The organism is Luteibacter sp. SVR4-7G (genome assembly GCF_056755555.1).
Genome location: NZ_JBPGXO010000031.1, coordinates 1 through 26,500 on the forward strand (window position 1 = coordinate 1; position 26,500 = coordinate 26,500).

The 26,500-nt window shown below is 67.0% G+C and carries 23 protein-coding genes; 11 read left to right on the top strand and 12 right to left on the bottom strand.

Going from position 1 to position 26,500, the window contains the following annotated elements; all coding sequences use genetic code 11:
- The 3 genes from ACR9ZH_RS12570 to ACR9ZH_RS12580 all read right to left on the bottom strand — a co-directional run.
- A partial coding sequence (locus ACR9ZH_RS12570; protein ID WP_481291092.1) for a multifunctional CCA addition/repair protein occupies positions 1 to 919 on the bottom strand: 919 nt, incomplete at its 3' end.
- Positions 920 to 927: 8 nt separating this feature from the next.
- Positions 928 to 1,866, bottom strand: a complete 939-nt coding sequence (locus tag ACR9ZH_RS12575; RefSeq protein WP_481291093.1) for a complex I NDUFA9 subunit family protein — start codon at positions 1,864 to 1,866, stop codon at positions 928 to 930.
- 40 nt (positions 1,867 to 1,906) lie between these two features.
- Positions 1,907 to 3,982, bottom strand: a complete 2,076-nt coding sequence (locus tag ACR9ZH_RS12580; RefSeq protein ID WP_481291094.1) for a transglycosylase SLT domain-containing protein — start codon at positions 3,980 to 3,982, stop codon at positions 1,907 to 1,909.
- A gap of 147 nt (positions 3,983 to 4,129) precedes the next feature.
- Here ACR9ZH_RS12580 and ACR9ZH_RS12585 point away from each other — a divergent pair, with 147 nt between their 5' ends.
- Entirely contained in the window at positions 4,130 to 5,770 is a 1,641-nt protein-coding gene (locus ACR9ZH_RS12585) for a glycoside hydrolase family 17 protein (RefSeq protein ID WP_481291095.1), read from the top strand.
- A 109-nt stretch (positions 5,771 to 5,879) separates the two neighbouring features.
- Here ACR9ZH_RS12585 and ACR9ZH_RS12590 read toward each other — a convergent pair whose 3' ends face one another.
- From ACR9ZH_RS12590 to ACR9ZH_RS12610, 5 genes are all read right to left on the bottom strand, one after another.
- Entirely contained in the window at positions 5,880 to 6,257 is a 378-nt protein-coding gene (locus ACR9ZH_RS12590) for a hypothetical protein (protein ID WP_481291096.1), read from the bottom strand.
- Entirely contained in the window at positions 6,254 to 7,084 is an 831-nt protein-coding gene (locus ACR9ZH_RS12595) for an endonuclease/exonuclease/phosphatase family protein (protein WP_481291097.1), read from the bottom strand. The genes ACR9ZH_RS12590 and ACR9ZH_RS12595 overlap by 4 nt, the downstream gene beginning before the upstream one ends.
- 86 nt (positions 7,085 to 7,170) lie before the next feature.
- Entirely contained in the window at positions 7,171 to 7,815 is a 645-nt protein-coding gene (locus tag ACR9ZH_RS12600; RefSeq protein WP_481291098.1) for a thiol:disulfide interchange protein DsbA/DsbL, read from the bottom strand.
- Between the two features lie 29 nt (positions 7,816 to 7,844).
- Positions 7,845 to 8,738, bottom strand: a complete 894-nt coding sequence (locus ACR9ZH_RS12605) for a thiol:disulfide interchange protein DsbA/DsbL (protein ID WP_481291099.1) — start codon at positions 8,736 to 8,738, stop codon at positions 7,845 to 7,847.
- A 72-nt stretch (positions 8,739 to 8,810) separates the two neighbouring features.
- Positions 8,811 to 9,575 carry a c-type cytochrome gene (locus tag ACR9ZH_RS12610; RefSeq protein ID WP_481291142.1) on the bottom strand — a complete coding sequence of 255 codons (765 nt, stop codon included), beginning with the start codon at positions 9,573 to 9,575 and terminating at the stop codon, positions 8,811 to 8,813.
- A 221-nt stretch (positions 9,576 to 9,796) separates the two neighbouring features.
- Here ACR9ZH_RS12610 and yihA point away from each other — a divergent pair, with 221 nt between their 5' ends.
- The gene (yihA, locus tag ACR9ZH_RS12615; protein ID WP_481291100.1) at positions 9,797 to 10,441 is read left to right on the top strand and encodes a ribosome biogenesis GTP-binding protein YihA/YsxC; all 645 of its coding nucleotides are present in this window, start codon (positions 9,797 to 9,799) and stop codon (positions 10,439 to 10,441) included.
- A gap of 123 nt (positions 10,442 to 10,564) precedes the next feature.
- On the opposite strand, the gene ACR9ZH_RS12620 is transcribed toward yihA, so the two are convergent.
- Positions 10,565 to 11,053 carry a GAF domain-containing protein gene (locus ACR9ZH_RS12620; protein ID WP_481291101.1) on the bottom strand — a complete coding sequence of 163 codons (489 nt, stop codon included), beginning with the start codon at positions 11,051 to 11,053 and terminating at the stop codon, positions 10,565 to 10,567.
- 76 nt (positions 11,054 to 11,129) lie between these two features.
- On the opposite strand from ACR9ZH_RS12620, the gene bioD reads away from it, so the two are divergent.
- From bioD to dcp, 3 genes are all read left to right on the top strand, one after another.
- On the top strand, positions 11,130 to 11,801 hold the full coding sequence (gene bioD, locus ACR9ZH_RS12625; RefSeq protein WP_481291102.1) for a dethiobiotin synthase: 672 nt from the start codon (positions 11,130 to 11,132) through the stop codon (positions 11,799 to 11,801).
- 36 nt (positions 11,802 to 11,837) lie between these two features.
- A complete protein-coding gene (locus ACR9ZH_RS12630; RefSeq protein ID WP_481291103.1) occupies positions 11,838 to 12,173 on the top strand; it encodes a hypothetical protein in 336 nt (111 codons plus the stop codon).
- A gap of 220 nt (positions 12,174 to 12,393) precedes the next feature.
- Positions 12,394 to 14,577, top strand: a complete 2,184-nt coding sequence (gene dcp / locus ACR9ZH_RS12635; RefSeq protein ID WP_481291104.1) for a peptidyl-dipeptidase Dcp — start codon at positions 12,394 to 12,396, stop codon at positions 14,575 to 14,577.
- Between the two features lie 121 nt (positions 14,578 to 14,698).
- Here the strand turns inward: dcp and ACR9ZH_RS12640 are convergent, their stop codons facing one another.
- The 3 genes from ACR9ZH_RS12640 to putA all read right to left on the bottom strand — a co-directional run bounded on the left by ACR9ZH_RS12640 (position 14,699) and on the right by putA (position 19,363).
- Entirely contained in the window at positions 14,699 to 15,217 is a 519-nt protein-coding gene (locus ACR9ZH_RS12640) for a hypothetical protein (RefSeq protein ID WP_481291105.1), read from the bottom strand.
- A 144-nt stretch (positions 15,218 to 15,361) separates the two neighbouring features.
- Positions 15,362 to 15,940, bottom strand: coding sequence for a hypothetical protein (locus tag ACR9ZH_RS12645; RefSeq protein ID WP_481291106.1), 579 nt, complete (start codon positions 15,938 to 15,940; stop codon positions 15,362 to 15,364).
- A 270-nt stretch (positions 15,941 to 16,210) separates the two neighbouring features.
- Positions 16,211 to 19,363: a bifunctional proline dehydrogenase/L-glutamate gamma-semialdehyde dehydrogenase PutA gene (putA, locus tag ACR9ZH_RS12650; protein WP_481291107.1), complete on the bottom strand. Its 3,153-nt coding sequence runs from the start codon at positions 19,361 to 19,363 to the stop codon at positions 16,211 to 16,213.
- A 186-nt stretch (positions 19,364 to 19,549) separates the two neighbouring features.
- Here putA and ACR9ZH_RS12655 point away from each other — a divergent pair, with 186 nt between their 5' ends.
- The 6 genes from ACR9ZH_RS12655 to ACR9ZH_RS12680 all read left to right on the top strand — a co-directional run bounded on the left by ACR9ZH_RS12655 (position 19,550) and on the right by ACR9ZH_RS12680 (position 26,387).
- The gene (locus tag ACR9ZH_RS12655) at positions 19,550 to 20,032 is read left to right on the top strand and encodes a DUF2244 domain-containing protein (RefSeq protein WP_481291108.1); all 483 of its coding nucleotides are present in this window, start codon (positions 19,550 to 19,552) and stop codon (positions 20,030 to 20,032) included.
- A gap of 20 nt (positions 20,033 to 20,052) precedes the next feature.
- Positions 20,053 to 20,952, top strand: a complete 900-nt coding sequence (gene coxB / locus ACR9ZH_RS12660) for a cytochrome c oxidase subunit II (RefSeq protein ID WP_481291109.1) — start codon at positions 20,053 to 20,055, stop codon at positions 20,950 to 20,952.
- A gap of 30 nt (positions 20,953 to 20,982) precedes the next feature.
- The gene (gene ctaD, locus ACR9ZH_RS12665; RefSeq protein ID WP_427457061.1) at positions 20,983 to 22,596 is read left to right on the top strand and encodes a cytochrome c oxidase subunit I; all 1,614 of its coding nucleotides are present in this window, start codon (positions 20,983 to 20,985) and stop codon (positions 22,594 to 22,596) included.
- Between the two features lie 3 nt (positions 22,597 to 22,599).
- On the top strand, positions 22,600 to 22,725 hold the full coding sequence (locus ACR9ZH_RS12670) for a hypothetical protein (protein WP_481291110.1): 126 nt from the start codon (positions 22,600 to 22,602) through the stop codon (positions 22,723 to 22,725).
- A 32-nt stretch (positions 22,726 to 22,757) separates the two neighbouring features.
- Positions 22,758 to 23,648, top strand: coding sequence for a cytochrome c oxidase subunit 3 (locus ACR9ZH_RS12675; RefSeq protein ID WP_481291111.1), 891 nt, complete (start codon positions 22,758 to 22,760; stop codon positions 23,646 to 23,648).
- A 135-nt stretch (positions 23,649 to 23,783) separates the two neighbouring features.
- A complete protein-coding gene (locus ACR9ZH_RS12680; RefSeq protein WP_481291112.1) occupies positions 23,784 to 26,387 on the top strand; it encodes a glycoside hydrolase family 31 protein in 2,604 nt (867 codons plus the stop codon).
- Positions 26,388 to 26,500: the final 113 nt, after the last annotated feature.

The window sequence follows — 26,500 nt, forward strand, 5'->3', positions numbered from 1 at the left end:
GGTGATGCTTGCACACCATCTCCGCCATGAAGGCGTATTCCGCAGGCACCTTGAGTCGCGCCGAGATCGCCTGCACCGGTTCGATGCCGCGCTGCTCGTGCATGATGTGTCGCGGCAGCACGTCGGCGGGCGTCAGCGCCTTGCCCAGGTCGTGGGTGAGGGCGCACCAGCCGACCAGCGCGTCGCCGGGCGCGAGTTTCGCGGCGGCGTCGAGCACGAGTTCCACATGGATGCCGGTGTCGACCTCGGGATGGAATTCCGGACGCTGCGGCACGCCGTATAGCGCATCGACTTCGGGAAAGAGCACGCGGAGCGCGCCGCTGTCGCGCAGCACACGGAGGAAGGCCGACGGCATCGGTTCCGACAGCGCCTTGCGCGTTTCCGCCCACACCCGCTCGGGCACCAGGTGATCGACTTCGCCTTCGTCCACCATGCGCCGCATCAGCGCCATGGTTTCGTCGGCCACCGTGAAGCCCATTGGCGCATACCGTGCGGCGAAGCGGGCGACACGGAGCAGCCGCACGGGATCCTCGGCGAACGCGGCGGACACATGGCGCAGCGTCCGCGTTTCGATGTCGCGCACGCCGCCGAAAGGGTCCACGAGGGTTCCGTCGGCGCGCTGTGCAATGGCATTGATCGTGAGGTCGCGCCGTTCGAGGTCCTGCTCCACCGTGACCGACGGATCGGCATGGAAGGCGAAGCCGTGGTAGCCGCGACCGGTCTTCCGCTCGGTGCGGGCCAGCGCGTATTCCTCCTTGGTCTGCCCATGCAGGAACACCGGGAAGTCCTTGCCCACGGGCCGGTAGCCCGCGGCGATCATGTCTTCGGGCGTGGCGCCTACCACGACCCAGTCGCGGTCGATCACCGGGCGGCCCAGCAACTGGTCGCGGACCGCGCCGCCGACGAGGTAGATGTCCATGCGTGCGCTCAGGGCCGGCGGCGGGCGCGCGCTTCGTCGAGCCGACGCTGGCGCACGGAGGGGCCGAGCAGGCGCGGCAACCAGGCGGACAGCCGCTGCGGATGGATGCCGAGTTGTGCGAGACCGTCGGCCTGGCCCACGGAATCCGTGAGCAGCGAGCGGAAATTGTCCGGCGTGAACGGCTTGCCCGGCACGAATTGCGCGACCTGCGCCTGCAGGCGGCCGAGCGCGTCGGGCATGGGCAGGACCATGCGGCGCCGGCCAGCCGCGTCGCGGATCGCCCGCACGATGTCGATCAGGGTCCAGGTCTCCGGTCCGTACAGTTCGTAGGTGCGCAATACCGAAGAAGGATCGGCGACGGCGCGGGCGATCGCTTCCGCCACGTCGCCGACGTAGACCGGCGCCATCTTCGCCCGCGGCCGTGGCAGCGGCACGACGGGGGCGATGCGCAGCAGTCCGTCGAAGCGCGTCACGAGACCGTCGCCCGGGCCGAAGATCGTGCTCGGCTCGTAGATCGTCCAGTCCAGCGTGGAGGTTTTCACCAGCGCTTCCGCTTCCCCGCGGGAGCGGAGATAGGCGGACGAGCCTTGCCCCGCCTTCAGTGAACTCATGAGGTGCAGACGATGCACCCCGGTGTCGCGGCAGGCTTCCACGACGAGGCGCGCCAGCTCTACGTGCGCGCGCTGGAAGGTGTTCCGGCCGCTTTCGTTGAGGATGCCGACGAGGTGGATGACGGCATCCGCGCCGGCGATGTGCCGGCGCAGGGTCGGGGGATCGTAGACATCGGCACTGACCACGGTGACATTGCGCCCGACCGTGCTTTGCCGGTGCGTCTCGCGGTTGCGCGAAAGCAGGAGCAGGCGATGCCCGTCGGCGGCGAGCCGGGGCACGAGGCTGCCACCGAGGAAACCGGTGCCGCCGAGAATGACGATGCGTAGGGACTTCATGCGGCCAGCCTAGGCCGCTTCTGCGCCGGCGCCAAGCGGATCATTGCCTCGGTTCCTGCGCGGCGGGTGCCGAGGACGCCTCGGCCGGTGCCGGCTCCATGACGGCGGGCGTCGTGGGCGGGGCCGGCTTCGCCGCCGCGGGTGCGGGGCAGGTCACAGGCTTGCGTACGGCGCCGCTGGCCGGCAGCGAGTAGGTGCTGCCGAGAGGGGTCATGCGGCTGGCGATGGACAGGGCGTTTCCGTTGAGACGCCAGTCGTAGATGACGGCGAAGGCCATCACGCGGGCGACGTACTCGCGGGTTTCCTTGTACGGGATGCTGGCGACGAAGAGGTCGGGCTCGAGGGTGCCGCGCGCTTCCACCCACTGGTCGACCTTGTTCGGCCCCGCGTTGTAGGCGGCGCTGGCAAGCCAGGGCGCGCCGTTGTAACGGGCGGCCATCTGGGCGAGGTAACGCGTGCCCAGCACGATATTCGTGGTGGGTTCGTAGAGGCTCTCGCCGCCGGCCCAGGACAGGCCATTGCGCTTCGCCACGAGTGCCGCGGTGCCCGGGAGCAATTGCATCAGGCCGCGTGCGTCGGCGCCGGAGCGCGCATCGCTCATCCAGGCGCTCTCTGCGCGGATGATCGCGTACGCCCACGGCGCCTCGATGCCGGCCTGGCTGGACTGCTCCACCACGCCGTCCTGGCGCGCCAGGGGAAAGCGCTGCTCGTAAAGCCGGAGCGCATCGCCGGAAGACAACCCGAACACGGCGCGGTCATACCAGCCCTTGCGGAAGGCCAGGTCGGCGGCAAGCTGCTTCGTCTCCGCGTCGCGATTGGCGAGTGCCGCTGCCCATTCGCGCCGCGCGAACTTCTGCAGGCCTACCGCATACAGCTCGAAGGCGCGGTCGAGGCCGGGATCCGACAGCAGCGCGGCCTCGCGGGTTTCATCGGTGGCCATGCTCGAGGGGCAGATGGCGTACGCCGCGTTGACGCGGTCGGCGGCGAGGAAGCCGAAATAGGTGGCCTCCTGGGCCACGGAGCGGTACAGGGCCTGCGCCTCGGCTTGTCGCCCCAGTTTCGCGAGCACGAACGCGCGGAAATAACGCCACTCGCCGTCGTCCTTTTGCGATTCGCCGAGCGCATCCAGCGCGGCCAGCGCCGCGCTCCAGTCCTGCCGGGCAAGCGCCACGCGCACGCGCCACTCGCGCGTCGCATCCGTCTGCGCGCCCGCGGGAAGGGCCGCCAGGCGGGCGAGTGCCGACTCGTCGAAGTCGGTGGCATGGAACAGCGCCAACGCATTCTCGACGGCGCCGCGCTGCTGCTCGCTGAGGGTGAAGCGCGCGCCGAGCGACTGCCATGCGGCATCGGCCGCCGTGGACTGTTTCCGCGCCATGCGCTGCAGCGCCAGGGTCAGCGCCTGCCGGTGGCGCGGCGTGTCCGGCCAGGTGGAGGCCGCACCGAGGGCGGCAGCGGGATCGTTGAGGGCCTGCCCGATGCGCTGCGCGGCGATGGCGTCGGCGGGTGGCAGCCAGGGCGCCAGGGAGGCGACGGTGCCGCCCTTGCCGGCGTCGGCGGCAGCATCGATGCGCGACCACAGCCGGTCCGTCGTCAGCAGACCCTGGTCGTGCGCGGCGGCGATGACGGGATCGCAGGCGTTGGGCAGGCTGGCCTTCTTCCACAAGTCGGCAAGGTCGCGCTCGAACACCAGCGGCTCCCCGCGCGCCAGCTTCGCCTGCAATGCGAAACAACTCAGATTGTCGCCCAGGCCCGGCTGGTACATGGCGCTGAACGTGGTCCAGTCCTTGCGCCGGGCGAGTTCGCCGAGGAAGTCGCGGCGGAGGTCGGCAGCGGGAATCAGCCCCGGATAACGCGCGAGGTAGACGTCCACGCGTGCGCGGTCGAGCGTGCGCAGATCGTGTTCCAGGGCCGCCGCTTCCAGGTAAGGAAACAGCACATAGTTTTCCAGCCCGGACGCCTGCGCCCTCCATGCGTCGCCGCCCTGCTGCTGTGCCGCGGCATAGGCCTGGCGGAAGCGGGCGCGCTCGGCATCCGTCCCCGCGGCCATGGCCGCGGTGGCGGCAACGAGGCCGCAGACGGCGAGGGCGAGAGTGGCCAGGGCGCGTCGAGCCGTCATCGGTCTTCCTTTCACGAGTACATACCAGGGCAATTGTAGGGAATACCGGGCGCAGGCCGGATGAACGACCGACACGAAGGCATTCGCCCTCGCGGGCGCGGCCCGCTAAGCTTGCCGCGCTGACTTTCTGCTCCCTACTGGAACGGCATGACGCCCCACACCTCGTCCGCGCGGTTCGCGCGCCCGCTCGCATGGATCGTCCTCGTCATCGCCGCCGCGTTCGGCGCAGCGTACTGGTGGCTGCTGGGACGGCCGGTGGATCTGCCGGATTCGCCCACCGCGAAGATCGCCTGCGTGTCGTACGCACCCTTCCGCTTCGACGGCGAAACGCCCTTTGACCCGCACGCATTCATTTCGCCCGAGCGGATCGACGCCGACCTCAAGGTCCTGTCCACCCGCTTCGACTGCGTGCGCACGTACTCGATGAGCCAGGGGCTGGGTGCGGTGCCCGACATCGCCGGCCGCTACGGCATGAAGGTGTTGATGGGCGTATGGCTGGGCCGCGACCTGGCAGCCAACGAGCGCGAGGTGCAACTCGCCCTCGCGGCGGCGAAGCGCGATGCGGGAAGCCTGCGCGGCATCGTCGTCGGCAACGAGGTGCTCCTTCGCCAGGAGCTGACCGAAAAAGCCTTGGCCGGCTACATCGAGCGGGTCAATGCGGCCACCGACGTGCCGGTCACCTATGCCGACGTATGGGAGTTCTGGCAGCGGCATCCCGCCCTGGCCAAGGTCACCGACTACGTCACGATCCATATCCTTCCTTACTGGGAAGACGAACCCGTGGCGCCCGAGAAGGCGATACGGCATGTCGCAGACGTCTATCAGCGGATGAAGGCGGAGTTCCCCGGCAAGCAGGTGATGATCGGCGAGACGGGGTGGCCCAGCGAAGGGCGCACGCGACGCGACGCCAGCGCCAGCTTGATGAACGAAGCGCGCTACCTGCGCGAGTTCCTCAGCTATGCCGCCACCGTGGACATGCCGTACAACGTGATCGAGGCGTTCGACCAGCCCTGGAAACGCGACCTCGAAGGCACGGTGGGCGGCTTCTGGGGCATCTTCGACGTGCAGGGCCGGCCGAAGTTCGCGATGAGCGGTCCGGTGGTCGAGGAGCCGCGCTGGTGGTGGGCGATCGCGGCAGGCGGCCTCGGTGTCATCGTCTTCCTCGCAGGTGGCGCCTTCCGCCGTCGCTGGCGTGGCGTCGCCGGCTGGGCCTCGCTGGCACTGTCGGGCTTCGCCACCGGTACCGCGCTCGCGGCGCACGCACGGCTGCTGTACTTCGCCTGCCGCAATCCGCTCGAGTGGGCGGTGGGCATCGCGGCCGGCATCGCCGCTGCGATGACGGCGTTCTCGCTCGCCCGCGCGGTCGCCGCGCGCCTTGCCGCGCCGGTGAATCCCGCCGAGGTGGCGCCGCCGCCGGCCCAGCGGCGCCTGTGGGGCATCGCATGGACCGACGCCTTCACGCCGCAGCGTTTCCTCTGGATGTTCGTCCTCGCGCTGTACGGCATCCTGATGGTCTTCAACGGCCGTTACCGCGATTTCCCCGTAGGCCTCTTCGCGATGCCGTGCATCGGCTTCTTCCTGCTTGCGCTGCTGCGCACGCGCGAAGCCCCGCTCATGCCGCTCGTGGAAGAACGCCTGCTGTCGGTCTGGCTGCTGGTCCTGGGCCTCGCGGTGGTGGTGCAGGAGTTCGGCGCCAACGCAGTCGCATGGGGCTGGCTGCTGTTCAATCTCGCCCTGGCCCTGCCCGTGCTGCTTGCATGGCGCCGCGCCACCATTGCTGCCCTGTAGGAGCGCGCCCTGCGCGCGACATCTTTTGAGGCCGTGACATGGAGCTGGCGCGCCAGCTTGGGGATTGACGCGAAAAGGTGTCGCGCGCAAGGCGCGCTCCTACACACAATCAGGCGATGGCAGTTCCCGCCCGCTCGGACTGCACGCGCACCAGCCGCAGCGTGCCGACCAGCAGGGCCAGCGCACCGCCTTCGTAGCAATACAGCTGCAAGGCGACGACGCCGAGGCATACGGCGAGCGCAGCGGCGAACGCATGCCGCCAGAACACCGCGAGCAGCGCCGCGAGTACAGCCGCATAGCCGTAGCCGTAGCTGAGGAATCCCTGCACGACGGCATTGCGCAGGCCGCACCACCACGGTCCGGCCTGCGCCTCGCAGGCATGCGCCATGTGTGGCGGTTCGATGACCGCGTAACGTGTAACGGCGGCGGCCAGCGCCACGACGGCGATGACGACCCAGGGCAGGGCGGTGCGGAAGTTCGCTTTCATTTCGGGTGAGATACCTGTTCCATGGTTGCCGCGCCGGCGGCCTGTGCGAGGGACATGGGCAGGCGGATCTCCGCTGCCAAGGGCAGATGATCGGAGAAGGCGCGCGGCAAAGTCCACGTCCGGTCGAGCTTGATGTCGGCGGAGGTGATGATGTGATCGAGCGCGCGTCGCGGCTTCCAGCTCGGGAAAGTTGGCGTCGCCACCGCCGGCGGTTGCAGGGACGTGCGGTCGAAGAGGTGGCGCATCTCAGGGCTGGCCGGCTCGGTGTTGAGGTCGCCCATCAGCACGGCATGCGGATACGGCGCAAGCAGTTCGGCGATGAAGGCGAGCTGGCCCATGCGCGCGGCCGCGCCAAGGGAAAGATGCGCGATCACGATCACCAGCGCGCCGGTCCCCTCGCCGAAGCGGACGAACAGCGCGCCGCGGCCCTTGATCCGGCCGGGCAACGGGTAATCGATGACTTCGCTGGGTTCGATGCGGCTCAGCAGCCCGTTGGCGGAATGCGCCACCCGCGCCATCGGCCGGTTCGGCTGGTGGCTCCAGTACGGCATGCCCGCCGCCTCGGCGATGTAACGGGTCTGGTTGAGGAAGCCGGAACGGAGGCTGCCCGCATCCGCTTCCTGCAGGCCGACCACGTCGAACTCGTGGAGCATCTGGGCCAGGGAATCGAGGTTGTCCAGCTTGGAGCGGCCGGGCAGCACGGCATTGACGCTACGGGTGAGGTAATCGCTGTACCGCTGGACGCTCGCGCCGGCGAGGATATTGCAGCTCAACAGGCGCAGCGTGCGCTCCGGAGCGGGTGAAACGATCGGCGTGGCGCGGGTCATGGATGCTGCATCGATTCTCGGCTGGCCCATGGGGGCCAGAGGATGCCCCCGGCCATGTGAACGGGGGGCATCGGAGGAGGGGCGGTTTACTTGCCGCCCTTGAGTTCCCGGTCCACCAGGTACTTGGTTACGTCGTTGAGCTGGTCGAAGTCTTTGATGTCCTTGCTGCGGTACTTGCCATCGACCACGACGGTGGGCGTACCTTCGATGCCCCACGCCTGGATCAGCTTCGTGTCCGCTTCGATCTGCTTCTTCACTTCGGGGCCCCGCGCCGTCGCGATGAACCTGGCGCTGTCGATGTTGTAGTGCTGCTTGTACCAGTCGGCCAGTTCTTCGAGGGCGTTGAGTGGCAGGTGCTGGTTCCACTTGGCGTCGAAAAGCTCGCCCGTGGACTTGTCCGGCGCGCCAAGCTTCTTCGCCGCGTAATAGGCTTGCGCGAACGGCAGCCACGCGTCGTTGAACGCGGCCGGCATGCGGTGGAACTGCACGTTCTTGGGAAGCTCCTTCTGCAGCGCCTCGACCTTGGGCTCGTAATGCGCGCAGTGGATGCAGCCAAACGAGAACACCTCGACCACCTCCACCTTGCCGGCAGGGCTGAGGCGCTGCGGAGTGGCGATGGAGGCGTACTCGGTGCCGTCGGTGAAGCTCGGCGCGGTGCCCTCGGCGGGACGGGCACTGCATCCGGCGGCCAGCATGAGGCCGGCGAAGAGGAGCGAAAGGCGCTTTAACATGGAGGTCTCCGGCTGGGGTCGATTCGCGGTCACTTGCCCGCGGCTTCCTTGGTGACGAGCCACTGGGTGAGCTCGACGGCCTGCGGATACCCGCCGGCGGTGATCGGGGTGAGGCGGTACTTGCCGTTCACGACGATCGTGGGCGTGCTATCGACCTCGTAGGCGCGGATCAGTTCATCGGCGCGCTTCATCTTGGTATTGATGGTGAAGGAGTTGGCGGTGGCGACGAATTCCTCCGGCTTCACGCCGAACTTCGCGTAGAACTTGGCCACGTCGTCGATCGTCGGCCATGCCGCAGGCGCCTTCGGCTTGCCTGCCTTCTGGTCCATGATGCCGAGCTCGCCGCTCTTGAACACCGCGTCGAACATGGCGTCATGGCTCTGCGTGTCCACGCCGAACGCCTGCGCGGTGAGGTAGGCGCGCTGCAGGAGCGGCCAGTTCTCGTCCGGGCGGAACGAGGCCGGGGTATACGTCATCACCGTGCCCCTGGGCAGGTTTTTGGCCAGCTCGTCGACGATGCCGTGGAACTGGAAGCAGGCCGGGCAACCGTACGAGAAGACCTCGGTGACCTCGATCTTGCCCGGCGTGCTGGTCGGCTGGGCCGGATCGATGCGGAAGTAGTGCTTGCCTTCGACCCACTTGCCCTCGTCGACGAAGGGCTTAGGCGCCGGGCGCTTATCGTCGGCTTCCGCGGCCGGGGCTGGCGCAGCGGCCGTCGTGGCGGCATCGGTGGCCGGCGCGGTCGCGGCGGCGCTCGTCGCGGCGGCAGGCGCGGGCGCAGCCGTCGTCGGCGTGGCTGGAGCCGAAGCAGCCGGAGCCGCGGCCGACGTCGCCGCCGGAGCGCTGGCGGTGTCGTTGTTGCCGCCGCCGCAGGCGGCGAGGCCGATCAGGGCGGCACAGAGGAGGGGAAGGCGCATACGCATGGGGGATCCTTTTCTTGCCTGCTTAAACAGGAACGGGCCCGAAGGCCCGTTCGATCTTCCAACTTTAACGCGTCACGGCGTCGCGGGCGCGGCGGAAGCCGGCTGGTTCGTATGCAGGCCCTCGAGGTAACTGGCCACTGCGGCGATGTCCTTCTCGTCGAGCTTCTGCGCGATGCCGGCCATGATCTTCGCGTGCGGATCGTCGCCCTGCGGGCCATTGTCATGCCAGTACTTCAGGCGTGCCTCGACGTACTTGGCGTGCTGGCTGGTGAGCTGCGGATAGTGCGCGCCCGGATTGCCGCGGCCGTCGGGACCGTGGCAGGCCATGCAGGCCGGAATGCCGCGGTCGCTGTCGCCCTGGCGGTAAAGCGTCTGACCCTGCTCGACCAGGGCCTGGTCGGCCACGCCCGGCAGGGAGGTCTTCGTGGCGAAGTACGCGCCGATGTCGTGCATGTCCTGCTCGGACAGCGGCTGCGCAAAGCCCATCATGATCGGGTTCATGCGCTTGCCGGACTTGAAGTCCGCCAGCTGCGCGGCGATGTACTGCTCGCTCTGGCCGGCCAGGCGCGGGTACTGCGGGTCGGTGGAGTTGCCGTCCATGCCATGGCAGGCGCCGCAGACGGCGGCCTTGCCCTGGCCGGCGGTGGCGTCGCCGGGCTTGAGCGCGGCGGTGGCCTCGGCACCGGCAGGTGCCGCCGGCGTCTCGGCCTTCGGCATGCCGGGGGTCGCCGGATCGGCCGCGGGATTCGCGCCGGGTTTGGCGGCGGCCGTGGCGGCCGGTGCCGGCGCGGAAGCCGGCTTGGCGGGGGCAGCGGTCTGGGCCGCGGCTGCGTTCATGACGAGCAGCGCGGTGATGGCAGCGGCGGCGTGCCGAAACTTCATAAGTCTCTCCAAGGGGGAACCTTCCGGACCGTGGGCGCGCTCCCTGCCGCGCCTCAGCCAAAAGATTATGGCGGTCGCGGGAGAGCCCGGTCAAACCGCATCAGCGCGCACCCCGGGACCTGATCGCATACACTGCCGGACCTTCGCTTTCCTCGTGCCCGCCGGGCCCCGACTCCATGTCTTCCAATCCGCTCAACGGCGCGCGCTTCGTCCTGGCCGCGCATGAAATCACCCAGCTTCCGTACGATCAGGGCGCGGAAGTGGCCTTCGCCGGGCGGTCCAACGCGGGCAAGTCCAGCGCGCTGAACGCGCTCACGGGTCACAACGGGCTCGCGCGTACCTCCAAGACACCGGGTCGCACGCAGCTGATGGTCGTGTTCGACCTGCCGCCGCTGAAAGCAGAGGGCGCGGCGCCGGTCGACGCCCGCCTCGTGGACCTGCCTGGCTACGGTTACGCGAAGGTGCCCGAGGCGATGCGCCAGCACTGGCGCGGCGAGATCGACGCTTACCTCAAGATGCGCCGCAGCCTGCGCGGCATCGTCCTGATCGTGGATATCCGCCACGAACTGAAGGATTTCGACCGCACGATGCTGGAGTTCTGCGCGGCCACGGAATTGCCGTGCCACGTGCTGATGACCAAGGCGGACAAGGTCTCGCGCGGCGAAGCCGCGAAGGCGCTCGAAGCGCTTCGCAAGGACTTTCGAACGAACGGCGTGCCCGGTACGGCGCAGGTTTTCTCGTCCACCGCGAAAACCGGCGTGGAGGAAGCGCGAGCGCGGGTCATGGAACTGCTGGCGACGCCACGGCCCCACGAACTGTAGGAGCGCGCCTGCGCGCGACATCTTTTCGCGAGGCGCCACAGGCGCTGCTTTCACAATGAGTCATGGGCCCTGCTGCTCACGGCCTCAAAAGATGTCGCGCGCAGGCACGCTCCTACATGCTTCTCAGCCTATGGTGGCCATGAACACGCGGCACAGCGCTTCCATGCCCTTGCGGTCCTCGTCGTCGAAGCGCGCCACCGACGGGCTGTCCACGTCCCACACGCCGAACAGGCTGCCGTCGGCCTTCACCAGGGGCACGACGATCTCGGAATTCGAAGCCGAATCGCAGGCGATGTGCCCGTCGAATTCGTGCACGTCGCGGACCACCTGGGTTTCGCGCTTCTGCGCGGCCGTGCCGCAGACGCCGCGGCCGATCGCGATGCGGATGCAGGCCGGCTTGCCCTGGAACGGACCGACGACGAGTTCCGTGCCGTCGAACAGGTAGAACCCGGCCCAGTTGAGGTCCGGCACGGCGTCGTACACGAGCGCGGCGAAGTTGGCGGCATTGGCGATGACGTTCGTCTCACCATGCATGAGGCCCTCGGCCTGCTGGGCCAGTTCCGCGTAGAGGGTGGCCTTGTCGTCGGTGGCGATGGCCTTGGCTTCGAACATGGCGGGTTCCGGTGCGATTCGTGGACAGAAGCCGTGTATGGTGCCACGTCCCCGTTCATGCAAGGCCGCGCGTCCCATGGCGAAACACCTCTTCGTGGCCGGTACCGATACCGGCATCGGCAAGACCCACGGCGCGCAGGCGCTGGTCCACGCGTTCCGCCAGGCGGGCGAGCGGGTGGCAGGCATGAAGCCGATCGCCAGCGGCTCTGCGCGCGGTCGCGGCGGCATGCGCAACCAGGATGCGCTCGACCTCCAGGCGGCCAGCGAGCCACCGCCGGAGTACGACCTGGTCAACCCGATCGCGCTGGAGGAGGCGGTTGCGCCACACCTGGCCGCGGCCCGGTCGGGCCAGGCCATCAGCTGGCCGCCGCTGGACGCCGCGTTCGAGACGCTGGCCGCGGGCTACGGCCGCGTGGTGGTGGAGGGCGTAGGCGGCTGGCTGGTGCCGCTCGGCAACGGCATGTCCATGGAGGACATTCCGAGACGCTGGAACCTCGACGTGGTGATGGTGGTCGGCATCCGGCTCGGCTGCATCAGCCATGCGCGGCTCACTGCACGGGCCATCGAGGCCGACGGCTGTCGCTTCGCGGGGTGGATCGCGAACATCCTGGAACCCACCATGCCGCTGCTCGAGGAAAACATCGCCACCTTGCGGGAATGTCTCCCGGCACCGTGTCTCGGCGTGCTGCCGCATCGTGTCGCGCCGGCCTCCGCGGCCGTTCTGCTCGATATCGCCTTGCTTGGCTGACGGTACGTTCACACCTTCCGCTTTACCAAGAGCGCCATGACCACTTACTACCTATCCGTGAAGGACCTGGGCAAGGCGAGGGGCCCGGACCCCGAACTCTCGTTCGAAGGCCTGGACCCCGTCAGTCTCGCCTCGGCCATCGCCGATGCCATGCGCGGCGACGACCTGTTCGAACGCTGGCGCGCCAAGCAGCCCGAACCCGACGAGGTGGACCCTTCGCTGGGCGTCACGGATGCGAGTGCCACGGCCAGGGGCGAGCTTTCGAATAACCGCACGGACGTGCAGCTGACCACCTCGCTGCCCATGCGGATCGTGAAGCACCGGCTGAACCTCCTGATCGGATCGAGCTGGCAGTTGCGCGACACTAAGTGACGCCACCTCTGCGGGAACAACTGTCCTTCTTTTGTGGGAGCCGGCTATGCCGGCGATCCCGCGGCAGCGGGCAAGCTTGCCGCGAGCACCCATCGCCGCTGAAGCGGCTCCCACACAGGGCGATAGAGCGGCTAAAAGGTGTATGCCCGACCTGTGGCGGTTGTTCCCGGAGGGCCGGCACCGCTAGAGTCGGGGCCTTTCACCGCCCAGGGGATAGTCCGTGCCGAAGCTCCGCATGCTCGCGATCGCCGTCTCGATCGCACTCACCGCCGCCTGCTCGTCGTCGAACGACGCCGACAAGGCGGCCCCAGCCGCCTCCGGCAGCGCACCCGCCACGCCGGCTACCGCCGCCACGGCACAGGCATCCCACGTGAATCCCCTACTCACCCAGAGCAGCCTGCCGTTCCAGGCACCGCCTTTCGACAAGGTCGTCGACGCCGATTTCCAGCCGGCGCTGGAAGAGGGCATGAAGCAGCAGATCGCCGAGATCGAGGCGATCGCCAACGCGCCCGAAGAGCCCACCTTCGAGAACACCATCGTCGCGATGGAGAAGTCCGGCGTGCTGCTGAAGCGTGCGGAATCGGTGTTCAGCGCGCTCACCGGCGCCAATACGAACGACACCCTGCAGAAGGTCGAGGAAGAGGAATCGCCGAAGCTCGCCGCACATAGCGATGCGATTTATCTCAACGACAAGCTCTTCAAGCGCGTCGAGTCGCTGTACGAAAAGCGCGCTTCGCTGAACCTCGATCCCGAATCCGCGCGCCTGCTCGAAGTCACCTACAAGGACTTCGTCCACGAAGGCGCAAAGCTCTCCCAGGCCGACAAGGACAAGCTGAAGGAGCTGAACAAGGAAGAATCCACGCTCAGCACGAAATTCACCAACCAGCTGCTTGCCGCGACCAAGGCCGGCGCGCTGACGGTCGACGATCCGAAGGCGCTCGACGGCATGTCCGAGGGCGACATCCAGGCCGCCGCGCTGGCCGCGAAGGACCGCAAGCTTGACGGGAAGTACGTCGTCACCCTGCAGAACACCACCCAGCAGCCGGCGCTTCAGGCCCTGAATGACCGCGCGACGCGCGAGAAGCTGTTCAAGGCCTCGTGGGAACGCGCCGAGCACGGCGACGCGAATGACACTCGTGAGATCGTCGCCCGCATCGCCCAGCTGCGCGCCGAGCGCGCGAAGCTGCTCGGGTTCCCCAACTACGCCGCCTGGAAGCTGGACGACCAGATGGCCAAGACGCCGGATGCCGCCGAGAAGTTCATGGAGCGTCTTGCGCCTGCGGCAGTGGCTCGTGCGAAGACCGAGTCGGCCGACATCCAGAAGGCGATCGACGCGGAGAACGGCGGCTTCCAGGTACAGGCCTGGGACTGGGACCACTACGCCGAGAAGGTCCGCAAGGCCAAGTACGATCTCGACGAATCGCAGATCAAGCCGTACTTCGAGCTCGACAACGTGCTGCAGAACGGCGTGTTCTACGCGGCGAACCAGCTCTACGGCATCACCTTCAAGGAACGCAAGGACATCCCCACGTGGCAGCCCGACATGCGCGTGTTCGAGGTGTTCGACAAGGACGGCACCTCGATGGCGCTGTTCTATTGCGATTACTTCAAGCGCGACAACAAGGGCGGTGGCGCGTGGATGAGCAACCTCGTCGACCAGTCGAAGCTGTTCGGCACGAAACCCGTGGTGTTCAACGTCACCAACTTCACCAAGCCCGCCGCGGGCCAGCCGGCGCTGCTGTCGTTCGACGACGTCACCACCATGTTCCATGAGTTCGGCCACGCGCTGCACGGCATGTTCGCGAACTCGCAGTACCCTTCGCTCTCGGGCGCCAACACCGCGCGCGACTTCGTGGAATTCCCGTCGCAGTTCAACGAGCAGTGGGCCACGGATCCGAAGGTGTTCGCGAACTACGCGAAACATTACCAGACCGGCGCGCCGATGCCGGACGAACTGGTCGCCAAGATCAAGAAGGCGAAGAGCTTCAACCAGGGCTATGCCATGAGCGAGTTGATCTCGGCCGCGCTCCTCGACATGCGCTGGCACATGCTGCCTGCCGGTGGCCCGAAGCAGGACGTGGATAAATTCGAGGTCGACGCGCTCAAGCAGGCGGGCTTCACCTTGCCGCAGGTGCCGCCGCGTTACCGCTCCAGCTACTTCCAGCACATCTGGGGCAACGGCTACGCTGCGGGCTACTACGCCTACCTGTGGACGCAGATGCTCGATTCCGATGCCTTCGAGTGGTTCAAGGAGCACGGCGGCCTGACCCGCGAGAACGGCCAGATCTTCCGCGACAAGATCCTCTCGCGTGGCAATACCGTCGAGCTGGGCAAGCTCTATCGCGACTTCCGCGGCAAGGATCCCAGCATCGAGCCGATGCTGAAGGACCGCGGCCTCCGGTAGGAGCGCGCCCGCGCGCGACATCTTTTCGCCAATCCTGGGGGCTTGCGCGCCAGCATCCAGAATGCCGCGAAAAGATGTCGTACCCGACGCGGGCATAAACGCGCATGGCGCGCTCCTACAGTCAGGGTGCCAGCTCGATGTGGCTGAGCCTGAGGTTGCCCCCGCGCCACACGATGCCCTGCACTTCTTCCAGCGGCGGCGCACGATAGTCGATGGTATGGCGCAGGCGGCTACCTTCCTGCGTACGCAGCGGCTTGGGGCGGTGCAGCGTGAAAGCCTGCACTTCCGCCAGGGTGGTATGCCTGAGCAGGCCGATGTGCGCATCCGTCGTCCTGCTGTCCACCTCGATGTGGAACGACACGCGCTGGTAAGCGTGGCGGAACAGCAACTGGCAAGCAGTGCGGCGCACCTTGCCTTTGTCTACCGAGGTGAGTGCGGGGCCGTCGTCATCGTCCACGATGAGCAGAGGCTCGTCTCCCGTGAGGACCAGGATCTCGCCGAGATCGTGCGTTTCGTGTGCGGCAAGCGTGCGGCATTTCGCGTGGTCGAAGTGTTCGCTGTGCGGCGCCGTCGCCGCGGCGCCCTTGCCTTCCGGAAGCTCGGAAAGAATTTTCCGGCCGTTGAGCGATTCCGATGCCATATCGATCCCCTTCCTTGGTTGACTCGCGCCATGAGCATGGGCAAGGCGGATCCATCCGCAAGCGATATGTAAGAGCCCCCTGCTTGAAAGGGAAGAGGGCATGGCCACCGTGTGCCGGAAATGCACGACGGTTGCCGGTAGCGGCTATGGGTTCCTTGCCAGTGCGGGCGCCGGGAGTTCGGTCATCTCGGCAGGGGCGCGCGACGGATCCATCTCGATGTTGTCGACGTACGCGCCGCGGAACAGGTGCAACAGCACCCTCTGGAAGGGAGGCTCGGCCGAGCTGCGAACGAGTTCCACGCGGATACGCTGCCGGTCCATCCGGTGCCAGAACAACGTGGCATTCGAGGACGGGCTTTCCGCGTCGTTGCCATAGAGCGTGATCAGCGAGCGGATATCGCGTTCGCTGGTGGGCGGCAGTACCAGCGTGAAGGTCAGGCGCTTCCATGGCTGCTCGAAATGCAGCATCAGGCTCGCCAGGTTCCAGTCGGCCGGCGCTCCCAGGACCATGCCGGAGGAGAGTTCGTCCTGGTCTTCGGCCGGGCGGATGACGGCCCTGCCCCCGAACGGGAACTCCACGCGGAAGTGTTCGAGTGCCAGGGGATTGGCGGGTGAGATTTCCTGGGCGGGCAAGTGATCGAAGTTCTCGCCCGCGCTCTGCGCCATGGCTGCGGAGCAGGCAAGGCATGCCATCGATACGATGGCAGCGGTTCTAAGCAGCATTCCATTCTCCTGAATCGACAGATCCGCCACGGCGTCGATTCCACCGTGGCGGCCTTCGATTCTATGCCGCAGGTCTTCCGCTCCATGCACTAGCCGATTGCATTGTCTCCACGACAGCGCCCCCTATCCGTTGGACATGCGTCGCCGATAGCTCATGTAAATGTCGTTGTGGGAACCGGCTCCGCCGGCGATCCCGCGGCAGCGGGCACGCTAGCCGCGAGCACCATCGCCGCTGAAGCGGCCCACACACAGCAGACTCACACCGGACGCTTACTCGCCGATCGTCAGCAGCGAGGCGTTTCCGCCGGCGGCCGTGGTGTTGATCGTGAGCGTGCGCTCGCCGGCGAAGCGGAGAAGGTAGTGCGGGCCGCCCGCCTTCGGGCCGGTGCCCGAGAGCCCCTCGCCGCCGAACGGCTGCACGCCCACCACGGCGCCGATCTGGTTGCGGTTGACGTAGCAGTTGCCGACGCGCGCGCGGCTCTGGATGAACTCGATGGTGTCGTCGATGCGGCTGTGCACGCCCAGTGTGAGGCCGAAGCCGGTGCCGTTGATCTGGTCGATCACCTTTTCCAGCTCCGAGCCCTTCCAGCGGATCACGTGCAGCACCGGGCCGAAGATCTCGCGGGTGAGTGTTTCCAGCGACGGGATCTCGTACGCGCGCGGCGCGAAGAACGTGCCGTTGGCGGTCGTTTCCGGCAGCGGCACCTCGGCGATCTTCTTCGCCTCGCGGTCCATGCGCTCGGCATGTTCCACCAGGATCTTGAGCGCGTCCGCGTCGATCACCGGGCCCACGTCGGTGGAAAGCAGGCCGGGGTCGCCCACCTTCAGCTCGGCCATGGCCCCGGCGAGCATGCCGATGACCTTGTCGGCGATGTCTTCCTGCACGAACAGCACGCGCGCCGCGGAGCAGCGCTGGCCGGCGGACTGGAAGGCAGAGGCGATCACGTCCTTCACGATCTGCTCGGGCAGGGCGGAGGAGTCGGCGATCATGGCGTTCTGGCCGCCGGTCTCGGCCACCAGCGCGGCGATCGGCGCGTTGCGCGCGGCGAGCGCGCGGTTGATCGCCCATGCGGTTTCGGTGGAGCCGGTGAAGGCGACGCCCGAGACGCGCGGGTCGCGGGTGAGCGCGGCGCCGACCGTGGCACCGTCGCCCGGCAGGTACTGCAGCACGTCGGTCGGCACGCCAGCGGCGTGCAGCAGCTTCACGGCCTCGTAGCCGATCAGCGAGGTCTGCTCCGCGGGCTTCGCGATCACCGAGTTGCCCGCGGCGAGGGCGGCGGCCACCTGGCCCAGGAAGATCGCCAGCGGGAAGTTCCACGGGCTGATGCAGACGAACACGCCGCGGCCGTTCAGGAACAGCTGGTTGCTCTCGCCGGTGGGGCCCGGCAGCTGCTCGGGCTGGCCGAACAGGCGGCGGGCCATCGTGGCGTAGTAGCGCAGGAAGTCGGCCGCCTCTCGGATCTCGGCGATCGCGTCGGGCAGGCTCTTGCCGGCCTCGCGCACGCACAGCGCGATGAATTCGGCACGGTTGTGCTCGAGCTGCTCGGCGGCGTGTTCGAGGATGGCCGCGCGGCTGGCCGCCGGGAGGCGGTCCCAGCCTGGCTGCGCTTTCACGGCAGCGGCGAGCGCCTTGTCGACCATGCCGGCGTCGGCGTTTTCCACCGTGCCGACGATGCGGCGGCGATCGGAGGGATCGGTGACCTCGGTCTTCGTACCGCCGGTGGCGCCGCCGGCGACCAGCGGAACGGCGTTCCACGGACCGCTGTGGCGGTTGACGGCGTCGGCGAGTTCGTTGAGCTCGTTGTCGTTAGCGAAGTTCATGCCCATGGAGTTCTTCCGAAGTTCACCGTAGAGATTGACCGGCAGGGGAATGCGGGGATGGGGGATCGAGGCGAAGGAGCGCACGATCTCGCACGGATCGGCGACGAGGTCGCGCACCGGCACGCTCTCGTCGACCACGCGGTTCACGAAGCTGGTGTTCGCGCCGTTCTCGAGCAGGCGGCGTACCAGGTACGGCAGAAGGTCCTCGTGGCTGCCCACCGGGGCATACACGCGGCACGGCACGTTGAGCTTGTCCTTGCCGATCACCTCCGCGTAGAGGTCGGCACCCATGCCGTGCAGGCGCTGGTTCTCGTACGGGCGGCCCTGCGCGATGTGGTGGATCGCGGCGATGGTGTGCGCGTTGTGCGTGGCGAACTGCGGATAGACGGCGTCCGGGCCCGCGGCGAACAGGCGGCGCGCGCAGGCCAGGTAGGACACGTCGGTGTTCGGCTTGCGCGTGTACACCGGGTAGCCGGGCAGGCCGCCTTCCTGAGCGCGCTTCACCTCGGCGTCCCAATAGGCGCCCTTCACCAGGCGCACGAACCAGCGGCGGCCGGTGGCGCGGGCTTTCTCGGTGACCCAGTCGATGACGAAGGGCGCGCGCTTCTGGTACGCCTGGATGACGATGCCGAGGCCGTTCCAGCCTTCCAGCGAAGGGTGCTCGAAGACGTCGCCGATGATGTCGAGCGACAACTCAAGCCGGTCGGCTTCCTCGGCGTCCACCGAGAGCGCGATGCCGTTCTTGAACGCGAGCTGGGAGAGCTCGAGCAGCTTCGCGCCGAGTTCCGCGCGGGCGCGGGCGCGGTTGCCCACCTCGTAGCGCGGATGCAGCGCGGAGAGCTTCACCGAGATCGACGGCGCTTCCAGGTTGTTCGGGAACGGACCGCGTGCGCCCAGGGCCTTGATGGCGTCGCGGTAATCCTGCTGATAGCGCTCCGCGGTGGCCTGGGTGAGCGCCGACTCGCCGAGCATGTCGTAGGAGTAGCGGTAGACCGCGTGTTCCTTCTCGTTGGAGCGGTCCAGGGCTTCCTTGATGGTCCGGCCCATGACGAACTGGTGGCCCATGATCCGCATGGCCTGGCGCACGGCCAGACGCACCACAGGCTCGCCCGCGCGGCCGACCAGGCGGCGCAGGGCGGAGGTGAAGTCGTGGCGGGTTTCCTCCGCCAGGTTCACCAGGTGGCCGGTGAGCATCAGGCCCCAGGTAGAGGCATTGACGAAGAGCGACTCGCTCTGGCCCAGGTGTTTCTTCCAGTCCGCATCGCCCAGCTTGTCGCGGATGAGCTTGTCCGCCGTGGCTTTGTCGGGAATGCGCAGCAGCGCCTCGGCCACGCACATCAGCAGCACGCCCTCCTCGGAGGAGAGGTCGTACTGGCGCATGAAGGATTCGACCGCGCTCTGGTCCTTGGCCCGTGCGCGGACGCGGGTGACCAGGCCGGCGGCGACGTCGATGACGTGTTCCCGCTCGGTCGGGGGCAGGGTGGCCTGGGCCAGCAGGTCGTTGACGGCCTCGGTTTCGTCGCGCAGCCAGGCGGCGGTGATTCGCGCGCGCGCCGGTTCTGCGCCGGTCGGAAGTTCGGGACGGAGGATGGTCGGGTTCACTTGGGCGTGTGGGGACGAGGGAGACCGCCCATTGTAGGGGAGCGGGGGCCTTCGTGTGTTATTGCGAACCGCCCCCGCGGGAATGGCGCGCCCCGCCCTGCGGGAAGCGCGTTGCGTATGCGACAACTTGTCCCCGGCATCCATACCGCCCTATCATCCCAATGTTCCAGGCACGCGTAGGCTCCCATGATCGTGCTTCGACCGACCGTCGCGGGTCAGCCGCGCGTGTTGTGGCTACGGCCCAACCGTGCGCTGGACAAGCGCGGTCTGCGTCGTTTGATCATCGGACTTGCGGCGATGGCCCTGGCGACGGCGTCACTCGGTGCATGGCAGGGGAATGTGTTCGCTCCCTTCTTCGCATTGATCGAGGCCTTCGTCATGGGGTTCGCGCTTGGCGCGGCCTGGCGGGCCGGCGACAGGGGTGAACGTATCGCGATCGGTCCGGATACGCTGGAGGTTCGTGCCGTGCCGGGACACCGGAAGGTCCGCTTCCAGACGTACTGGGTACGGATCGGACTGGCACCGGGGGACGGACGACAGCGTCTGTTGCTCACGTCGCACGGCAACGAGCTCGAAATCGGGGCCTTCCTTGGGGAAGAGGAAAGGACCGAGGTGTCAAGGAAACTCATGGTGCTGCTGTCCGAAGTCTCTGGCCAGACGCGCAGGTAGGTTCAACAAAGGTGCAAGACATGACATCTGGCGGCATCGGACGATCTGTATCGGCATGGGCGGCGGGCGCCTTCGCGCTGTTCGGAGGGGCGGCATGGGCCAACCCGGAACCGAACCAGCTGAACATGACCAAGGGGGCGGCCGAATGGTCGCCCTACGCCATGCACATGGTGGCCCTGTGGGTCTGCGTGGTCATCGGCATCGTCGTCTTCGGCGCCATGTTCGTCGCCATGTTCCGCTTCCGTAAGTCGCGCGGCGCGGTGGCCGAGAAGTGGTCTCACAGCACGAAGCTGGAAGTGGTCTGGACGGTCATCCCCGTCATCATCCTCATCTTCCTGGCGCACCTTGCCACCGGCGGCCTCACCACCTTCGCCGACACCACGAATTCGGAAATGACCATCAAGGTCACCGGCTACCAGTGGAAGTGGCGCTACGACTACGTCGACTACAAGGGCAAGGGCGTCGACAAGGTCGGCTTCATGTCGAAGCTGGAGGAAACCTCCAACCGCACCCGCCAGCTGAAGTCCAACCTCGACCCGGCGAAGATCCAGGTCGACGGGTATGCCACGTACCTGCTGGACGTGGACAAGCCGCTGGTCGTGCCGACCGATACCAAGATCCGCTTCGTCATCATCGGCGGCGACGTCATCCACTCCTGGTGGGTGCCGGCGCTGGGCTGGAAGATGGACGCGATCCCGGGTATCGCCAACTCGGCCTGGACCAAGATCAAGGAGCCCGGTGTCTACCGCGGCCAGTGCGCCGAACTCTGCGGCCAGGACCACGGCTTCATGCCGATCGTGGTGAAGGCCGTGCCGAAGGCCGAATTCGAACAGTGGCTGGCCACGCAGGAAGACGAGGCCACGTTGCAGAAGGCCGCGCAGACCGCGCAGGCCGCTCCCGCCCAGGCCCCCCAGGGTTAACCGCACGTTTTAGCAGGTAGAGGTAAGGCTATGGCGCACGCAGCCACCCACGACCACCACGATCACCACGGGGCCCCGAAGGGGTTCTTCCAGCGCTGGGTGATGTCCACGAACCACAAGGACATCGGCACGCTGTACCTGATCTTCTCGCTGACGATGTTCTTCATCGGCGGCGCCTTCGCGATGGTCATCCGCGCGGAGTTGTTCAAGCCGGGCATGCAGCTCGTGCAACCGTATTTCTTCAATGAAATGACGACGATGCACGCGCTCGTGATGATCTTCGGCGCGATCATGCCCTCCTTCGTCGGGCTCGCGAACTGGATGATCCCGCTCATGGTCGGCGCGCCGGACATGGCGCTCCCGCGCATGAACAATCTGTCGTTCTGGATCCTCCCGTTCGCCTTCTTCATGCTGCTGTCGACCCTGTTCATGCCGGGTGGCGGCCCCGCCGGCGGCTGGACGATGTACCCGCCGCTCTCGCTGCAGGGCGAATCGGTGGCCTACGTGATCTTCGCGATCCACCTGATGGGCATCAGCTCGATCATGGGCGCGATCAACATCATCGCCACCATCCTCAACATGCGCGCGCCGGGCATGGACCTGCTGAAGATGCCGGTGTTCGTGTGGAGCTGGCTGATCACGGCGTTCCTGCTGATCGCGGTGATGCCGGTGCTGGCCGGTGCGGTCACCATGCTGCTGACCGACAAGTACTTCGGCACCAACTTCTTCAATGCCGCAGGCGGCGGCGACCCGGTGCTGTTCCAGCACATCTTCTGGTTCTTCGGGCATCCCGAGGTCTACATCATGATCCTGCCGGCGTTCGGGATCATCTCGGAGATCATCCCCACCTTCGCCCGCAAGCCGATCTTCGGCTACCGCGCGATGGTGTTCGCCATCGCTTCGATCGCCTTCCTCTCGTTCATCGTCTGGGCCCACCACATGTTCGCCGTGGGCCTGCCGATGGGCGCCGAGATCTTCTTCATGTACGCCACGATGCTGATCGCGGTGCCCACGGGCGTGAAGGTGTTCAACTGGGTGTCGACGATGTGGGGCGGCTCGATGACCTTCGAGACCCCGATGCTGTTCTCGATCGCCTTCGTGATCCTGTTCACCATCGGCGGCTTCTCGGGCCTCATGCTCGCCCTCGCCCCGGCCGACTTCCAGTACCACGACACGTACTTCGTCGTGGCGCACTTCCACTACGTGCTGGTGACCGGCGCCGCGTTCTCGATCATGGCCGCCGCGTACTACTGGCTGCCGAAGTGGTCGGGCAACATGTACAGCGAGACCTGGGGCAAGATCCACTTCTGGTCCAGCGTCATCTCGGTCAACGTGCTGTTCTTCCCGCAGCACTTCCTCGGCCTCGCCGGCATGCCGCGCCGCATCCCCGACTACAACGTGGCCTTCGCGAACTTCAACATGGTCAGCTCCATCGGCGGCTTCTGGTTCGGCGCCTCGCAGCTGATCTTCCTGGGCGTGATCGTGCACTGCGTGTACTTCTCGAAGAAGAAGGCCGCGGACCGCTCGTGGGAAGGCGCCAAGGGCCTGGAGTGGACCGTGCCGTCGCCGGCGCCGTTCCATACCTTCGACGTGCCGCCGGTCATCCATGACGACGAGCTCGCCCACGGCAACACGGAACACTGACCGATGCAGCACGTGACCGACGCCGGACTCGAGGCGCGCCGCAAGCGCGCCCGCCGCACCGCCCTCTACGCGGGCGGATTCGCGGTGGCCGTGTTCGTGCTCTCGATCGTGCAGATGCTGAAGGTCTGACCGGCTAAAACAGATATCCACGGGAAACCACCATGGGTCACCAGCAACAAGACGTCTACTTCGTACCGAGCAAGAGCTACTGGCCCATCGTGGCCGCGATCTCCATGTTCGTCACCGTGTTCGGTGCCGCGCACTGGCTGAACGCGCAGCCGGGCGAGGGCGGTATCGGCAAGCCGCTCTTCTGGGTCGGAATCGCCCTGATCCTGGCCATGTTCTTCGGCTGGTTCCGCTCGGTGATCAACGAGTCGCTGGCCGGCAACTACAACGGCCAGGTGGACCGCTCGTTCCGCATGGGCATGATGTGGTTCATCTTCTCCGAAGTGATGTTCTTCGGTGCCTTCTTCGGCGCGCTGTTCTACTCGCGCGTGTTCTCGGTGCCCTGGCTGGGCGGCGAGGGCCACGGCGTGCTCACCCACCAGTTCATCTGGGAAAACTACAACGCGGCCTGGGGCGCGGCCGGTGGCGGCGGTCCCGAGGCGATCGGCGGTCAGTTCCAGACCATCGCGGCCTGGGGCCTCCCGCTGCTCAACACGCTGATCCTGCTTTCCTCGGGCGTGACGATCACGATCGCCCACCACGCGCTGAAGGCGGGTCATCGCAGGACGCTGCTGATCGGCCTCGGCGCCACGGTGTTGCTGGGCTGCCTGTTCCTGTGGTTCCAGGCGCACGAGTACGCGGAAGCGTACGAGCACTTCAACCTCACCCTGGGCAGCGGCGTGTACGGCGCCACGTTCTTCATGCTCACGGGCTTCCACGGCATGCACGTGACCCTGGGCACGATCATGCTGGCGATCATCTGGGTCCGCTGCGCGAAGGGCCACTTCTCGAAGGACGACCACTTCGGCTTCGAAGCCGTGGCCTGGTACTGGCACTTCGTCGACGTCGTCTGGCTGGCGCTGTTCCTCTTCGTCTACGTGCTCTGATCCGAAAGAACCCGCCGCGAGGCGGGTTTTTTTTCAGCCGTCGAAGTGACAGTAGGCGAGCGGAAAGCGCACGGCTTGACCCATTTAAATCGATCTCATGCTACGGTCGGACGTCCGTTGCAGGGGAGATGCCGCATGAAGATGTTCCACCTGGCCGGGGCGCTTGCCTTGCTCGCGTGCGCCGCCATCGCGCCCTTGCATGCCACGGATGCGCCCGTCACCAGTGGCAACGCCCGCTTCACGGTGCTTACGCCGCGGGTCATCCGCATGGAGTACTCGCCGAACGCCCGGTTCGAAGACGCGCCGTCGCTGGTTTTCGCTACGCGTGGCAGCGCACCGGACGCGAAGTCCACGGTAAGCCACGAGAATGGTTGGCTGGTGATCCGTACCGACCTGCTGACGCTCCGCTACAAGGAAGGCTCGGGCGCGTTCACGGCGGAGAATCTCAGCATCGCGTCCAAGAAGACGAAGCCCGCCATCGACTGGCATCCTGGGCTCAAGGAGTCCACGAATCTCGGTGGCACGGCGCGCACGCTCGACCAGGTGGATGGCGATCGCCATGCCTCGGACAACTCGCTGCTGGACCTGGGCCAGGGTCTGATCTCGCGCGATGGCTGGCACCTCGTCGACGACACCGGCAGCTTCGTGCTGGGTAACGAAAAACTGCCCTGGGTACACCGTCGCGCCTGCCAGGATTGCACCGACCTCACGTTCTTCGGTTACGGCCACGACTACACCGCGGCGCTGGGCGATTTCGCGCAGGTCGCGGGCCGCGAGCCGCTGCCGCCGCGCTATGCCTTCGGCTACTGGTGGTCGCGCTACTGGAACTACAGCGACGACGAACTGCGCGATCTCGTGGGTCATTTCCAGCGCTACGGCATTCCGCTCGACGTGCTCGTGATCGACATGGACTGGCACCGCACCGACGGCCTCTCCTGGGTCCATCCGAAGAAGGACGTGAACGGCCAGAGCATGGGCTGGACGGGCTATACGTGGAACCGCAGCCTGTTCCCCGAGCCCGGCCGTCTGCTGCGCTGGCTCGGCGAGCAGGGGCTGAAGACCACGCTGAACCTGCATCCGGCCTCCGGCATCCTGCCGCATGAAGACGCGTACAAGGACTTCATGGCCGCACTGCATGCGGATCCGGCCAGGCCGCTGCCGTTCGAAGCCGCCGATCCCGTGTACATGGCGGCGTACTTCAAGACCGTGCTCGATCCGCTGAACGCTCTTGGGGTGACCTTCTGGTGGCTCGACTGGCAGCAGTTCAAGGAATCGAAGGCCATGCCAGGCCTGTCCAACACCTGGTGGCTCAACCATGTGTTCTATACGCACATGCAGGAGCAGAGCGGCAAGCGCGCATTGATCTACCACCGCTGGGGCGGCCTCGGTAACCACCGTTACCAGGTGGGCTTCTCGGGCGATTCGATCATCTCCTGGGGCTCCCTGGCCTTCCAGCCGCGCTTCACCGCCACCGCGTCGAACGTGCTGTACGGCTACTGGAGCCACGACCTCGGCGGCCATACCTTCCGCGACGAAAGCGATCCGGCGACGCGCCGCATCGATCCGGAGCTGTACATCCGCTGGATGCAGTTCGGCGCGTGGAGCCCCATCATGCGCACGCACACCACCAAGAATCCGAACCTGACGAAGGAACCGTGGCGGTTCGCGCCGGCGGAGTTCGATGCGCTGCGCGCCACGGTGCTCACGCGCTATACCTTCCTGCCGTACACGTACACCATGGGCCGCAAGGCGTACGACACCGGCGTCTCGCTCGTGCGTCCGATGTACTACGCATGGCCGGACAATGACGAGGCGTACAAGGCCAGCGGCGAATACATGTTCGGCGACGATCTGCTGGTGTCGCCGGTGACGGCGGCGGCCGACGCGAACGGCTTCGCCACGCATGCCACCTGGCTGCCGGCGGGCAACTGGTTCGCTACCGCCGGCGGTGCCGTCGTGAAGGGCGGCCGCACGCTCGAAGGACATTATCGGCTGGACGAAGTGCCGGTCTTCGCTCGCGCGGGCGCCATCGTTCCGACCAACACCGATCCGGCCGTGAGCGTCTCCCATGACAGCGGCGCGCGTACGTTGCGCGTCTACCCGGGCGGGGGGGGCGGCCAGGCGGAACTGTACGAGGATGCGGGCGACGACGAAGCGTACCGCGGCAACGCATTCGCGCGCACCGCGCTTTCGTCCGAATGGTCGAAACATGCGCTGCGCGTTCGCATCGCGCCGCGCACCGGCAGCTATCCGGGCATGCCCACGTCGCGCCTGTGGTCGGTGGACGTGGTGGCCTCGGCCATGCCGGCGAGCGTCACCGTGGACGGCGTGGCGCTGACGCGTTCCGATGACGCGAAACCAGGAACCTGGCGCCTCACCGGCAAGGACCTCACCCTGCACGTGACCCTGCCCGCGCACGGCTACGACCAGGCGCAGGTCGTGGAGGTGACCTGGCCCGCGAACGCACCCGACGTGAACGGCCTTGTCGGCCAGATGCGCGACGTGCGTGAGGCGGTGGCGTGGTTGAAGGCGCACTGGCAGGACGTGAACGGCGTGCCCGACGACGTCTCCCTCGCCGCCCAGGCGGACCTGCTGATCGACTACCATCCCGAGCACTTCGCGGAGGAGGTAGCGGCGTTCCGCAAGCGCTATGCGGCCCTGGACAAGTCATTGGAGCAGGGCGGCGTCCCCGCCGACATGCGCGCGACGTTCAAGGCGCGTCTGGGCACCGATCGCTGATCCGGACGAGCCCGCCGAAAGGCGGGTTCTTCTTCGGCGTGTTGCGCCGATTGACAGGCTGCGAGGTCGTTTGCAATAAGGGTCGCCACGCCCGGCCCACGCGTTCCACACAT